Origin of the sequence: Paenibacillus tyrphae (assembly GCF_024158745.1) — a bacterium.
Lineage (GTDB): Bacteria > Bacillota > Bacilli > Paenibacillales > NBRC-103111 > Paenibacillus_G > Paenibacillus_G tyrfis_A.
The window spans coordinates 20473-35641 of record NZ_JAMZAW010000032.1 but is presented as its reverse complement, the minus strand read 5'-3'; the positions used below and the strand labels follow the sequence as shown (position 1 = coordinate 35641).

The 15169-nt window shown below is 52.2% G+C and carries 7 protein-coding genes; 5 read left to right on the top strand and 2 right to left on the bottom strand.

The features are described 5' to 3' along the window. Positions 1–3: 3 nt before the first annotated feature. Positions 4–3054 carry a hybrid sensor histidine kinase/response regulator gene (locus NI000_RS32200; RefSeq protein WP_253415416.1) on the bottom strand — a complete coding sequence of 1017 codons (3051 nt, stop codon included), beginning with the start codon at positions 3052–3054 and terminating at the stop codon, positions 4–6. 289 nt (positions 3055–3343) lie between these two features. Between NI000_RS32200 and NI000_RS32195 the strand changes: the two genes are divergently transcribed. Further along, on the top strand, positions 3344–7780 hold the full coding sequence (locus NI000_RS32195) for an S-layer homology domain-containing protein (protein ID WP_253415415.1): 4437 nt from the start codon (positions 3344–3346) through the stop codon (positions 7778–7780). Between the two features lie 86 nt (positions 7781–7866). On the opposite strand, the gene NI000_RS32190 is transcribed toward NI000_RS32195, so the two are convergent. Continuing rightward, positions 7867–9069, bottom strand: coding sequence for an ROK family transcriptional regulator (locus NI000_RS32190; protein WP_253415414.1), 1203 nt, complete (start codon positions 9067–9069; stop codon positions 7867–7869). 155 nt (positions 9070–9224) lie between these two features. Between NI000_RS32190 and xylA the strand changes: the two genes are divergently transcribed. The 4 genes from xylA (at position 9225) to NI000_RS32170 (ending at position 15085) form a co-directional block, all read left to right on the top strand. Beyond that, complete coding sequence (xylA, locus tag NI000_RS32185; RefSeq protein ID WP_253415413.1) at positions 9225–10538, top strand: xylose isomerase; 1314 nt, start codon at positions 9225–9227, stop codon at positions 10536–10538. 35 nt (positions 10539–10573) lie between these two features. Beyond that, complete coding sequence (gene xylB / locus NI000_RS32180; protein ID WP_253415412.1) at positions 10574–12064, top strand: xylulokinase; 1491 nt, start codon at positions 10574–10576, stop codon at positions 12062–12064. Positions 12065–12233: 169 nt separating this feature from the next. Then, positions 12234–14018 carry a sensor histidine kinase gene (locus NI000_RS32175; protein WP_253415411.1) on the top strand — a complete coding sequence of 595 codons (1785 nt, stop codon included), beginning with the start codon at positions 12234–12236 and terminating at the stop codon, positions 14016–14018. Further along, positions 14015–15085: a response regulator transcription factor gene (locus tag NI000_RS32170; RefSeq protein WP_253415410.1), complete on the top strand. Its 1071-nt coding sequence runs from the start codon at positions 14015–14017 to the stop codon at positions 15083–15085. The genes NI000_RS32175 and NI000_RS32170 overlap by 4 nt, the downstream gene beginning before the upstream one ends. The last annotated feature ends 84 nt before the right edge of the window (positions 15086–15169 follow it).

The following is a 15169-nucleotide window of genomic DNA, read 5'->3' as shown; positions in this document are numbered from 1 at the left end:
GTTTTATTTTGTATCAAAGGAAACTTTAGTCCATTCTTGTTCTGCACTTTCAATCTGCAGGCCATTTCCCAGCCAGTTGATCAATCTTCTGTGAATATTCGGCAATCCGACTCCGCCGGTTTCGCGCGCATGATTTTTTTCAGTCAGCGCAGCCAGCTTGCCCCCGGGGATACCGACCCCGTTGTCCCATACCTCCACGCGCGCCAAACCGGCGGCGGCTTTAACGGTAAGTCTCACGATGCCCCCGTTTTCTTTTTTCATAATGCCATGCCGGATCGCGTTTTCCACCAAAGGCTGGATGGTGAGGGGCAGAAGCCGCGTTTGCAGCAGCCCGGGGTCAATATCGTAGACGACCGTTAACCTCTCCTCGAACCTCGCCTTTTCAATCTCGACGTAAGCTTGGACAAGCTGAAGCTCCGATTCCAAGGTGACGAAAGCTTCCGTGCCCGGGATATCGAAGCATCTTCGTAAATAAACGCTCAGATGGGAAATTAATTGCTCGGCCCGGGCGCTATCCGTACGGCAAAACGACAAAATCGCATTCAAGGAATTGAACAAAAAATGCGGCTTGATCTGGGATTGCAGGAACGCCATTTCCGAAGCAAGGGCATCCTGTACGGATTGCTTCAACTGCAGCAGGGTGTTGACCCTAGCCCGAACCTCCCAGGAATTAAAAGGCTTAATAATGAAATCGTTGGCCCCCGCTTCAAAGCCCGCCGCCACCTCGCTGGGGGTATTGCTGGCCGTCAGCATCACAATCGGGAGGTCGAATAGCGTGTATTGTCTGCGAATTTCCCGGCATACCTCATACCCTGACAAATTCGGCATCATGACATCCAGCAGGACAAGATCGATTGCGCCGGAGGTTTGCAGGAGCTGAAGCGCCTCCTGAGGGCTGGTTGTTTTCAGCATCCGGTAAGCTTCTCCGGCAAATAGAACCGAAAGCACCTGCAGGTTGGACGGCTCGTCGTCCACGGCCAGGATGGTAAATTTCCTGCCCGTCGTTTCCGGTTCGGCTTCGCCCGCGGCGCTCGGGGTCAGACGAAAACTGGCGGTGTTCCCCTCCCGTTGCAGCCGGAACGGTCCGGCGGCCGGTAAATGAAATAGGAAGCGGGAGCCCCTTCCTTCTTCGGACCAGTCCAAACGAAGCTCTCCCCCCATCAACTGAACCAGCTTGCCGGAAATGGAGAGGCCAAGCCCCATGCCGCCATAGGCTTGGCGATCCGCTCGATCGAACGACTCTGCAATGCGCTGCTGTCTGTGCGGCGGGATCCCAATGCCGGTATCTTCTACGGAGATTTCCACATGTCCGTTTCGATAACGGGCGGATACGGTAACGGCGCCTTGTTCGGTAAACTTGACGGCATTTCCGACAACATTGTAAACGACCTGCCAAAGCCGATTTTCATCCGCACGCACCGGAGGCAGGTTGTCGGGGATATCTTGAATGAGGCTGATTTTTTTTCCGGAAATTAAATAGTTGAACATATCCATAATGATCGAAATCAGCACTTTCACATCGACTGCGGACGTTTGCAAATGGATTTCATTTCTTTTGATCCGCTCCAGATCCAGAATATCGCGAACGAGCGTAGACAGCCGCTGTGACACGGCCACGATCGTGGACAGGTTTTCCTTTTGCTTCTCGTTTACATCCCCTGCGGCTCCTTCGAGCAGAGACTGGGAGATGTTGATGATGCCATTGAGCGGAGTTTGAAACTCATGGGTGGTATTGATCAGAAACTCGTCCTTTAGCCGGTCGTTTTCGCTAAGCTTGCGGGTCATTTTTTCTATCGTTTGATAAGCTTCGGAAAATCGGGATGCAAGCATAAAGGAAATGAATAACACGAACGACATGGCGCAAAAATCGAACAAAAAATTTTTAGGGACGATTCGCAGCAGATAAAGGGAAGCGTCCAGGATGCAAATCAGCAACGCACAGAAGGCCAAAATCAGGATCAGCAGGCTCCGCTTGCTGAAGCTGCCGTAGTTGCCCCGCATATAAGCGGCGGACAACAACCAGATGATGATGAAATAAATAACGATCTGCAGGGCGCTCATGACAAAGGTGGTGTAAGAATAGACCCGGAACGGGACCAGAATGAAATAAACCGAATAAACGCCGTAGACGGTCAACACGCTTTTCACCAACCACCGCGGGATCTGCTCGGAGCAAACATGCTTTATGAATAAGGTCAAGGCGAGTATCGAAGTATTCATGGAAATCCCTTGAATTTTGTGAATAAGCGCAAAAGGGAATCCGTCAAAAATTTGCATTAACGGTTTATCGCCCAAGCCCGCAAAGCTGACCGCCGAGGAAATGCAGTAGATTCCGAAATAGAGGAAGCCCTTCTCTTTCTTTCGGGTGACATAAGTGCCCAAGTGATAAATGCCGAGCAGCAGAATCGAGACCTCGAGCGCAATGCCGATGCCGGTGGAAAGCTTGTCGATGCGATTAATCTGCCCGACGCTTCCAAAATAAAGGCTGGAGGCGACGCCGCCTTGGATAAAATCGTAATTCGCGGCATGAATCATAATGTCCGCCGTATCCCCTTCAAGAGGGAAGTAGGCTATGTAGGGCTTGTTCTCCGGGCTGTACTCGCTTCTCGAAGGTCCGGGCGTGCCGCTGCCCCCCAGTTTTAGACCGTTCACGTACAAGGCGCTGGACATTTGGATGTTCACGACCCTGATGCCGTAGACCATGGAAGGCGAGGGCTTGACCTTCACATGCAGCTTATAGGTCGCCATGCCTTTGGCCTGCAGCGTGGTATGGTTCAAGCTGCCGGACCAGTAGGACAAAATTGGAAAAATACCGGTCGGCACGGCGGCTTGCCCGGGCTCCAGGAGTGTTCCCCAATAAAGCTCCCAAGGACCGTCCAGCTTCACGGGCCCGCTTTTGTCAAAATCCCAGTTGGAAAGGTCAAGCACGCCATTTTGAATTTGCGGGGCCGATTCCTTGTTTTGACCGAAAAATATCGTACCGTAATAGAGAAGCAAGAAACAGACAATCGCAAACAAAATGATATAAAGCGAATTTTTTTGCAAAACCTTCATAGGCGTGTCTCTCCGAATGGAAGTATCGATGAATATCATTATTATAAAGGACTTTGTCGAAAAAACGATGATTTTGTAATAAAAAATCGCCGGAACCATGACTTGAATCCGATTTGTAAGCGTTTTGTAAGCGAACGTCGATATAATAAAAACATTGTTAGGATAAAAGTCCTGAGTCTATGGTTGTAAGGAAGGGGAACGATTCCATGCCGTGTTTCTGAATTCGATTGCCGCCGACTTGAGATGTTGAAGTTTGATGGCTAAACATGAAATAAGGGGGATAAGCTTCGTGTTCGACTACATAAGACGCAATAACAAAGTGACCGCATGGGTGGTCATCATCTGCATGATCCTGGCCATGGTCCAGCCCTTTTCCGCAAAGGTCCACGCGGGCAGCTCAGGCGGTCAAACGCCGGTTACGAAATGGCTCACCTTTAAGTACGATAATTTTAACAATCCGAATCAAACGAATCTTCTTTCCATGAACGGTCAAGCGTCTGCCTATTTTGACAATACGCCGCAAGTCAGCAATAAGGTGCTCCGTTTGACGAAAACCACGGCCGGAGTATTCGGCTCGGCTTTTAACAAGTCCTTGATTTACAGTACGAATAACTTCTCTTTCAGCACCTCCTTTGCTTTCCGTATCAGTGACCCTTCCGGGTATCCCAATGATACTTTCCCGGATGGAGCCGACGGCTTTACTTTTGCTATCCAGACGAAGTCAAGCAATGCGGGGTCCGTGGGGGACGGCATTGGATATGGGGGCATTCAACCCAGCTTTGCGGTAAAGTTCGATACGTTCGATAACAAGACCTATACCGGACAGCATAACGATCCAAGCGATAACTATATCGGGCTGGCCCAAAACGGGAACGTCGCTAATACGAATCCGAGCTGGTACAAGGCCATTCCCAAAAACCAGATGGATATGAAAGACGGCAACATTCATTATGCCTGGATCGATTACGACGGGATAAATAAAACCATGAGAGTCTATACCAACAACACGAACAACCGCTCTACGGCAGTTCAGCAAATCGATGCCTCCGGTATTGATTTGGGAGCCATATTCGCCGGCAAGAGCAGCGTGTATGCCGGTTTTACTTCTGCGACGGGCTCGTCGTGGGAAAATCATGATATTTTATCCTGGTATTTCACAAACCGTCTCGATCCTATCGATGTGAACCAACCGGATGTCGTGTACAAGCAAGCGCCGACAACGGTTATGTTGAACACAACGCCGACAGGCGAACCCGGAAAAATGAGCGTTACCGCAACGGTATACGATGTGGACGGCAATCCTGTTTCGGATGCGCCAATCACCGTTTCATCCACACAAGGCACGCTTACGGATTCAAACGGCAATCCCGTGTCTACGCTGACATCGGATACTCAGGGCCAAGGTCAAGCGATCCTGGATTTCGGCGGCGGAACCGTCGCGGGCAATATAACGGCTGTCGCCGTTGGCGGTGCTTATGTAACGGTTTCGATCCCGGCCCCGCCTACAGGGTTGAAAACCGGCACAACGGCCCAAACGGCCTCGACCCTGAGCTGGAACCCGGTTCCCGGCGCTTCCTACTACAAAGTGTATAAGAACGGCGTTCTGTACGCATCCAATGTAACGGGACCCGCTTTCAATGTAAGCGGACTTGCGCAGGGCACGTTCAATACCTTTACGGTCACGGCAGTCAAAAACGGGCTTGAATCGGCCTTTTCGAATCGTGTGACGCTTCCTGTTTTCGCCGGACTGAGTCTGGATAGCGCAAGCTATACGTTATCCGTCGGAGAAACACACCAAACCGTGGTGAGCTACGTATACTCGGACGGCTACCGTATGGACGTCACTCCTTATGCTTCGTATCAATCCATGAATTCCAGGGTTGCAACGGTGAATGCGGACGGGCTTGTAACCGCGACCGGAGCAGGCACTACGGTGATTCAAGCGGTTTATGCCAGTGGCAGCGCCCAAACGGAGGTAACCGTAACGCTGGGTGCGCCGACAGGAGTCTCGATAAGCGACGTCACCTCCACGGGCGCTACCTTGACCTGGAATGCCGTGCCCGGCGCACAAACCTATAATATTTATGAAAACGGGCGGCTGATCGCCTCCGGCGTGACCGGAACCACCTATACGGCAACCGGACTGACTGCCGGAACAGAGCATCGCTTTACCGTGACAGCGGTGAGCAATGGCATCGAATCGTCAGCTTCCGGAGGCTCGAATGTTACAACGTCGACATTAAGAGAACTTCAGGCCGATCAATCAAGCTTCACCTTGGCGGCGGGAGATACGCATCAGACGAAAATTCAGGCGGTCTATCTGGACGAGAGCATTCAGGATGTGACCGGCAAGGCGGTTTACCAGAGCTCGGATCCTTCCATTGCGACGGTAGATTCGCACGGGGTCATTACCGCCAAAGCTCCCGGTACGGCGACCATCACGATTTCGTATGACGGTAAAACCTTGACGGAAACCATCGTTGTTCAAAGTACTTCGCCACAGATCAAGCTAACCGTGAATACATCGCCAAGCAGCGTAGTCGGCGACGGAAAATCGCAAGTGACGCTCTCTGCCAATGTAGCGATGCTTAACGGCCAGCCGGTAGCCGGACAATCGGTCGTCTTCCATTTCGGCAATGGCGGCGGAGCCGATGTTACGGCCGTTACGGATGCTAGCGGAGTTGCGTCGGTTACCTTTACGGCGCCGGACATTCGGAGCACGACTCCTGTGCGCGAGCTCATTACGGCGTCTGCAACCGATCCGATGACCGGTTTAACGGTTCAAAAAGGGATTGACATTCGTTACATGCCGGCTTCGATTAAGGGAATCTTAATCGATCAAGTCACAGGCCAGCCTATAGCGGGGGCTGCCGTATCTGTTTCGGCCGACTTTAATCAAGACGGCATAACCGACTTCGTCTCTACGGTGACGACGGGACCGGACGGCTCTTATCAAATTTCGGTACCTCGGGGCAATTACGATTATATAGTGGATATTACCGCATCCGTTAAAGTGGGAAATCAGACCGTCCAGTTAACCAAAAAGCAAACGGTACATGTGGATCAGTTGAACGGCACGGGCGAAACGATTGTCTCTTCCAACAAAATTAGCGGCCAGCTGTTTGTTTCCAACCGTTCCTCAAGCAATACCCAGCCGACCGTCGAGAGCGTCTTTGGCAAAGGAAATGTATCGGTACTGGTGAAAGGGACCAACGGGAATGCGTATGTGACTCAGATGGCGCTGGATTCCAATGGAAGCTTTGATATCAGCGATGTTCCTCAAGGACAATATGTCGTTTCATATCAAATTAAAGCCCAAGATGGAACGGTGCTTGCCGGACCATCGGCGCTCGTGAAGGTAAGCCAGAACGGGGAAATGGGGGTAGTCTACTCGTTGATCGACCCTTACGGGGTCGTTACGGATCGAGCAACGGGCCAACCGATTAGCGGCGTTGCGATGAATTTGTATTGGGCAGATACGGAGCTGAACAAGCAAAAAGGCCGTACTCCGAATACGTTGGTTCAATTGCCTGTACTGCCCGATTTTGCCCCAAATCAAAACCACAACCCGCAAGTAACGAATCAGGCGGGAGAATATGCATGGATGGTATTCCCGGACGGGGACTACTATATTACGGCAACGAAGCCCGACTATAGTTCCTACAGTTCGTTGGAAGCCAAGCCGACCGTTCCTGCCGTTAACGGCTCGGACAGCTATGTCCGGGATGGAATTATTCATGTAGGTCAAGACCTGGTATCGCTTAACTTCTCGTTGAGTGCGATTCCAAGCTCGAGCTCCGGTGGGAGCTATGGCGGCGGTTTCGTATCGCCTTCGGTCACGGCAAGCGATGTGACAAGCACGGGCGTCACGTTGAACTGGAACGGATTCGGCGGTGCGAGCTCGTATAATATTTATGATAACGGTAAACTTATTGCATCCGGCGTTACCTCCACCAGCTACAAGGTAACCGGATTAACCAAGGGCGATCATCCGTTTACGATCAAAGCGGTGGTGAACGGAGTCGAAACCGGGGCTGTACAATCTCTAACCGTAACCATCCCGTCAGGCGCGGGAACCGACGGTGCAGCAGGCGCATCGGTCGATTCCTCCAAACAAGCAGGCGAGCATGAGAAATACGTTGAAGGGTATCCGGACGGCACATTTAAGCCGGAAAGGAACGTGACCCGCCAAGAAGTAGCGGCTATGCTCTACAGGCTGTATCACCTCTCCAAATCGGATTCGCCGGCCGCGATTTATTCGGATCTGACAAGCGCGGATTGGGGCGTGGCCGAAGTTGCCGCTGTAACAAAAGCCGGCTATATGAACGGATACCCGGACGGTACGTTCAAGCCGAATCAACCGATCACCCGGGAAGAAATGGCGGGAATCGTCGCTCGTCTCAAGCATTTGCAGGGCAGCGAGAAGGAGGTCTTTGCGGATATAGCCGACAGTTGGGCACGCGGGGAAATCAATGCGGCCGGTCAAGCGGGCATTTTGTCAGGCTATCCGGACGGAACTTTCCGGCCTAAGGCAAACACGACTCGCGCAGAGGTCATAACGATCTTCAACCGTCTGCAGAACCGCGGACCGCTGACAGGCGTCGACACGCCTTCCTGGTCGGATGTGCCTTCGAGCCACTGGGCTTACGGCGATGTGGAAGAAGCTTCGACCCATCACGGTTATAGGATTGAAAATAAGACAGAAAAACGGACAAGCACGAAATAATGAAATGATGCTCACGCAAAAGAAGGCCATTCCTACCGTCGACAATCGGCGGGGGAGTGGCCTTTTTCTTGCGGAGGGGCTAACCTTTAATCCGACAAAGCCTTCATAGCCGAAAAGAAGCGGTTGATCGCAATCGATGCGGCGCCGGCAGCCGAGGAATTCATGCCCAGCTGTGCGTAGACGACGTTCATTTTTTGGCGATGGAACGAGAGGCTTTGCGAATTCAGCGTTTCATGGATGGAATCTGCCATCCATTCGGATGCCAAGGACATGCGGTTCCCGATGACGATGAGCTCGGGATTAAATACATTCACCAGATTCGTGATGCCGACCCCCAGCCAATGTCCCGTACTTGCAAATAAATCGATGACCGGACGATATCCCTGCTTGGCCAGGTGCAGCAAAGTGTTCAGGTTGATTTTGTCGATCGCCTCGGCGACCTGGATTTTCTCATCAACGAGCTGAAGGGATTTCGCTTGTTGGATGAGCGCCTTCTCCGAGGCGAACGTTTCCCAGCACCCGCGGCTGCCGCACCCGCAGAGGGGCCCGTCCTGCGCCAGGGTCATATGCCCCACTTCGCCGGAGAAGCCGGACACTCCCCGATACAAGGCATCGTTCAAAATAATTCCTGCGCCGATCCCGATCCCGACGCTGAGGTAAATCATATTCGAGACGGAACGTCCGGCGCCGAATTCTTTCTCGCCCAAAGCGCCGACGTTCGCTTCGTTATCAATGGCGATCGGGAGATTGAATTCCAGCTCCAGCATCTCTTGGAGGGGAACGTCGGTCCATCCGAGATTGGGTGCGGACAGTACGTTTCCTTGATCGTCGACCAGACCCGGTACGCCGACGCCGATTCCAATGATACCGTACGGAGACGAAGGCGTTTTTTTGATAAGCGAATAAATGCATTTCTTGAGTTTTTCCGTCACCGTCTCCACGCTCAAATCGGTCATGTCGATTTTCTTCTCCTTGACGACGGTTCCGCCTAAATCGGTGACCATCGCCAAAATATAATTCACGCCGAGATCGACGCCGATCGCGTAGCCGGCCCGTTGGTTAAACAGCAGCATCATCGGTTTTCTTCCGCCGCTGGATTCGCCGAGCCCGATTTCGGTGACAAAGTGGCTTTCGATCAATTCGGTGACAAGGGAAGATACCGTCGTTTTATTTAAACCGGTTTTCACGGAAATGTCCGCTCTGGAAATCGGATAATGGTGGCGGATCGTATCCAGAACAAGGTATTTGTTTATTTTTTTCATCAATTGCAAATCGCCGGTGATTTTCATGCCATCCTCCAGAGCCTGCCATTATCGATTCTTTTTCTTTATCATAACACGGATTGCAAAAAATAAAAGGTGGACTTACTTTGTCTACTAGACAAACAAAGTGTCCGATGCTAACATGAGATTAAGCCATTTTTCCAACATAGGGAGGAATCGTTATGAGTTATTTCAATACGGTCAACAAGATTCAGTACGAGGGAAAAGATTCCAAAAATCCGTTGGCGTTCAAGCATTACAACAAATCGGAACTCGTGCTTGGCAAAACGCAAGAGGAGCACCTTCGCTTTGCCGTAGCCTACTGGCATACTTTGACGGGCGGGGGCAGCGATCCGTTCGGCGCCGATACGGCCATCCGTCCTTGGACGAACTACACCGGAGTGGACTTGGCGAAAATACGTGTCGAGGCGGCCTTTGAATTTTTTGAGAAAATCGGCGCTCCTTATTTTTGCTTCCATGATCGGGATATTGCACCCGAAGGCGATTCGCTGAAAGAAACGAATCACAATCTGGATGTGATCGTGGCCTCCATCCAAGAGCATATGAAAGCGAGCGGGGTGAAGCTGCTGTGGAACACGGCCAATATGTTTACCAATCCGCGATTCGTTCATGGCGCGGCAACGACCTCCAATGCGGACGTGTACGCGTATGCGGCTGCGCAGGTGAAGAAAGGGCTGGAAACGGCGGTTGAACTGGGCGCGGAAAATTATGTATTCTGGGGCGGACGCGACGGATACGAATCGCTGCTCAATACGGATATGGAGCTTGAACTCGATAATTTGGCGAGATTTTATCATATGGCGGTCGCTTATGCGCAAGAAATCGGCTTTACGGGGCAATTTTTGATCGAGCCGAAGCCGAAGGAGCCGACGAAGCACCAGTACGATTTTGACGCGGCGACCACCATAGCTTTCCTGCAAAAATACGGGCTTCAGGATCATTTCAAGCTGAATCTCGAAGCGAACCACGCGACGCTCGCCGGACACACCTTCGAGCACGAGCTGCGTGTAGCTCGCTTGCATGGCATGCTCGGTTCCATCGACGCGAACCAGGGCGATCTGCTGGTGGGATGGGATACGGATGAATTCCCGACCGATCTGTATGCGGTTACTCTCGCGATGTATGAAATTTTGAAAAACGGGGGCCTCGGATCGGGCGGCGTGAACTTCGACGCGAAGGTCAGAAGATCGTCGTTCGAGCCGGAAGATTTGTTCCATGCGCATATCGCGGGAATGGATGCGTTTGCCAAAGGCTTGAAGGTTGCGGCAAAATTGATCGAGGACCGCTTTTTTGAGAAAATTACGGATGAGCGTTACAGCAGCTTCAAGAGCGGCATCGGCCTCGACATTGTGTCGGGCAAAACGGATTTCCGCCAATTGGAGCAGTATGCGCTCGGCAACCAAACGATTGGCAACAAATCCGGCAGGCTTGAGCGGATCAAAGCCGAGCTGAACGAGTATATCTTTTCCGTATAAGCAGGCGAACGATCACTCCTTGGGGAGGATAGGGCATGAAATATGTTATTGGGATTGATTTAGGCACGGGCTCTGTCAAGGCTCTTCTTGTCGATCAAGAAGGGAAAGTTAGCTGCGAGACGTCGCGAAGCTATCCGCTGCAGCACGAGCAGCCCGGATATAGCGAACAGGAGCCGAAGGCATGGGTAGATCAAACCGTGGATAGTTTGCGCGCGTTGGTGCAGGAGTCGGGAGTGGAGCCCAAGGATATCGAAGGGATCAGTTTTTCGGGACAAATGCATGGCCTGGTTTTGTTGGACGATCAGGGTCAGGTCCTTCGGCCGGCGATTCTATGGAATGACACGAGAACGACGGCGCAGTGCAGAACGATCGAAAGCAAGCTTGGGCCCAGGCTTTATCGCATTACGAAAAATGCCGCCTTGGAAGGCTTTACGCTTCCGAAAATCATGTGGGTGCAGGAGCATGAACCGGAGGTATTCAGCAAAGCGGCCGTGTTCCTGCTTCCCAAAGATTATTTGCGCTACCGTCTGACAGGCAAGCTGCATATGGATATTTCCGATGCGGCCGGCACGCTGCTGCTCGATGTGATGCAGAAGCAATGGAGCCGGGAGATTTGCGGCGCCTTCGGCATCGACATGAGCCTGTGTCCGCAGCTTGCGGAATCGCTGGATTTCGTCGGCTGCTTGTTACCGGAAATCGCGGACCGGACGGGGCTTGCGCCGGATACGAAGGTGTATGCGGGTGGAGCCGATAATGCGTGCGGCGCGGTCGGGGCTGGTATTTTAAGGAAGGGCGACGCTTTGTGCAGCATTGGGACCTCGGGAGTCATCTTGTCCTACGAGGATCAGGAGAAGGATTTCGCAGGGAACATCCACTTCTTTAACCACTCGCAGCCAGGCGGCTATTATGCGATGGGCGTCACGCTTGCGGCGGGATACAGTCTGGATTGGCTCAAGAAAACGATCGCAGCCGGGGAAAGCTATGACGCTTTTCTGGCGAAGGTTTCCGAGGTGCCGGCCGGCGCGGGAGGGCTGTTGTTTACGCCGTATCTCGTCGGGGAGCGTACGCCTCATGCGGATTCGGTGATCAGAGGCAGCTTTATCGGGCTGGACGGCTCGCATCGGCGCGAGCACTTGGTTCGGGCGGTGATGGAGGGGATTACGTTCTCCCTTCAGGAGTCGGTGGAGATGTTGAGGGAAGCGGGAGTCGAAGTAGGGACGATCGTCTCCATCGGCGGCGGGGCCAAAAACGAGGCTTGGCTGCAAATGCAGGCGGATATTTTTCAAGCTCCGGTCGTGAAGCTGAGCAATGAGCAGGGCCCCGCTTTGGGAGCGGCCATGCTTGCCGCGGTCGGCTGCGGCTGGTTCGGAAGCATAGCGGAGTGCGCAGACCGGTTCGTCGGCTATGACCGGCAGTTCGAACCGGACCCGAAACGTGCCGCGGTGTATCAGGACTTATTCGGAATTTATCAATCGGTTTACGCCAGCACCCGGGACTTGAATCGGAGATTAAAGGCGTACCGATAACCAAAGCATCATACAACTGCAAAAAAAGGGCGGACGAATTGGCATTCGGCTTGCCCTTTTTCATTTGGAAAACTATGGGCCGATAAACAATTTTTATCGCTTTGCTGCCGGTACGGAATGAATCTGCTACAATAAAGGCGGACATTTGATTTTATGGGAGGCCGGCACCATGATGAAGCGACTCTTCCATCGTTTTCAGAAGAGCCTGAGGTACAAGCTGATGCTTTTGATGGTGACGATTGCGATTATGCCGTTAATCCTGGTCACCCTTTTTGCGGCGAATACGACCAAGCAATCTTTGAGCCTGGAAGTGATCCGCTCCAACGAATCCAGAATGGACTGGGCGGCGAAATATTTGGATGAAAAATTCGATCAGCTGCAGGCGGTGAGCTATTCCCTTCTGCTTGACAATAACCTGTTTCCAAACGGAATCTGGCGATCGGATAACGGCGTGAATAGCCCGGATGCGGCGGACTCCTATATTCAAGAGAAGCTGAGATCCTTGTATATCGCCAATAATAAAAATATTGTGCGGATTTCGCTTTATTTGAAGTCCAAGCACCGTTTATTTGTCGTCGATAAAGATGCGGTGAGTTCAACCGGGCAGCTCCATGCTCCCTTCGGAAATTGGGGGGATTTGGATCAATCGTTTGAAAGCGTTAACAGGGTGATGCATGCGGCACATAATAATTTTACCCTAGTACGTACGATGAACCGGTTTGAGAATCGGGAGGTTCTTGGCGGGATATCCCTGGATGTCCGTTGGAATATGATGAACAGCGTGCTGGACATGATCCATTCCGAACCGAATAGCCAAGTGATGATTTTGGACAATCAAGGAAATATGATGTATAACCCTTATGCGAATTCGCAGCAAGAGGCTCTGCCCGATGAAGTATTGAAGAAGGCTGCCGCGAATTCGGACGGGCCCGGACACATGGAGCTGAAACAGGGGTTAATCTTTTACCAGCCCGCCGTATCGGGCCAGCTCCGAATCGTTAAGTTTATTCCGATGAATTATTTGACGAAAGGCGCTTCGTCGACGCTGAGCTTCAGCTTCTTCACTGCTGTTATATTTATTGTGCTGGCGATCATGGCCGCGATCTTGACCGCCTATTACACGACGAAACCGATCATCCGGCTGACGAAATCGATGAAAGCAGTGGAATTCCAAAACTTCGACGTCAGTGTCAGCGACATACGCAGCGATGAAATCGGCACCCTGGAGCGACGATTTAATTCCATGCTTCAGCGAATCAAAGAGCTGATCCAGATCGAATACAAAAGCAAGATCGAGAAGCGGACGGCGCAACTGAAAGCGATGCAGGCGCAGATCAATCCGCATTTTCTGCAAAATGCGCTGCAAGCCATAGGCGGGATCGCCATCTCGCGGAACGTACCCGAAATTTACGAGCATATTCGAGCGATTAGCGATTTGTTCCGCTATACGATCCGAATGAAGTCGGACTTGGTCACGGTCGCGGATGAGCTGGAGCACGTGAGCAATTACTTGCAGATTCAAAAATTGCGCTTTCAGAGCATGATCCGCATTCATCTGGATGTCGATGACGAGTGCCGGTCCTGTCAGATTCCGAAGTTCTCCCTGCAGCCCATCGTCGAGAACTGTTTTGTTCACGGGCTTGAGGGGAAAATGGCGGAATGGTCCATCACGATTACGGCGCAGAAGGTGCTGGATGAAATCGAGATCAGCATTGAAGATAACGGTGTTGGCATGGAGGAAACGCGGCTGGAAGAGCTGCGCAGCCGGTTGAACGACGAATCGGAAGACCGGGAGCTGGGCGAGAGCCTGGGCCTCGGCAATGTGCATTCCCGAATCAAGCTTATTTTCGGGGAAGAGTACGGATTGTTTATCGATAGCAGGGCAGGAGCGGGTACGACGGTCAAAGTCGTTATTCCGGCTGTCCCGCAGCAGGGAGAGGAGGAAGCCGTATGAAGGCTGTCGTTATTGACGACGAATTTTGGACGCGAAGCAGCATTCGGCAGCTGGCCGACTGGGCGCGTTTCGGCATCGATCGGGTCGAGGAAGCGGAGGACGGCTTGAGCGCGTTGAAAATCATCGATGAAATTAGCCCGGAAATTGTCATTACGGACATGAAGATGCGCGGGATGAACGGGGTCCAGCTTTTGCAGAAGCTGACGGAGGACTACCCGTTTATCCGCAAAATTGTGATCAGCGGCTATGACGATTTTTCTTATACCAAGCAGGCAATACTATCCAAAGTGGATGAATATATTTTGAAGCCGATCCACCCGGAAGAGCTGAACATGGCGCTGGAGAAGGCCGTCCGGGAATGGCGGATCGCCCGGGGGCTTCATACCGTGCAGCCGCTGGATAAACCAATGCTGAAGATCATCACGGAGTATAAGCGGATCATTTCAGGCCATTTTCAGGGCATGCAGGTAGAGGCCGTGCAGGGCCGGTTCAAGGAATTGGAGCAAGTATTGAGAGCCCGGGAACCGTTCCAGCCCGGCTTTAACAATACGTTGTACAAGCAATTCCTCTTATTGCTCGAGGAACAGGCGTCCATGGCGGGAACGGATGCGGCGTTCGCGATTCCGGCATGCGCCAATAATTTTTACGTTTCGGACGATACGCCTCTGCCACAGTGGATCGAGGTGTTGTCCGCCGCGTACGCTGCTGTGCTGGAGCAATGGATTCACCGGAGAAGAAGCAAGAATCGGATCGACATTGACGAAGTCAGGCGGTATATCGACGTTTCCTTCGCGGAATCGATCACCCTGGAATCGGTTGCCGGCCGATTTTTCGTCAGCAAGGAGCATCTGTCCCGGACGTTCAAGCAGGAAACCGGCTCGACGGTCGTGGATTACATCATTTCCAAACGGATGGAGAAAGCAAAGCAACTGCTGCTAGATCCGGCCAATTCCATTAAAAGCGCAGCGGAAGCCGTAGGCTATTCGGATATCACTTATTTTCACCGCCTGTTCAAAAAAGTAACCGGGAATACCCCCAATCAAGTCCGGCAGGAGCCACAAGCCTAATATCAATATCGTCCAGTCCATGACGCAAATCCGGTCCAATGCGCCCGGGGCGCACTCCCGATTATACTAAACACGTAAGCGCCA

What these genes read in the sequence shown, in the direction of transcription:
- NI000_RS32190 (WP_253415414.1), bottom strand. Translation starts at nt 9,069, where the DNA reads ATGAAAATCACCGGCGATTTGCAATTGATGAAAAAAATAAACAAATAC.
- NI000_RS32175 (WP_253415411.1), top strand. Translation starts at nt 12,234, where the DNA reads ATGATGAAGCGACTCTTCCATCGTTTTCAGAAGAGCCTGAGGTACAAG.
- NI000_RS32200 (WP_253415416.1), bottom strand. Translation starts at nt 3,054, where the DNA reads ATGAAGGTTTTGCAAAAAAATTCGCTTTATATCATTTTGTTTGCGATT.
- xylA (WP_253415413.1), top strand. Translation starts at nt 9,225, where the DNA reads ATGAGTTATTTCAATACGGTCAACAAGATTCAGTACGAGGGAAAAGAT.
- NI000_RS32170 (WP_253415410.1), top strand. Translation starts at nt 14,015, where the DNA reads ATGAAGGCTGTCGTTATTGACGACGAATTTTGGACGCGAAGCAGCATT.
- xylB (WP_253415412.1), top strand. Translation starts at nt 10,574, where the DNA reads ATGAAATATGTTATTGGGATTGATTTAGGCACGGGCTCTGTCAAGGCT.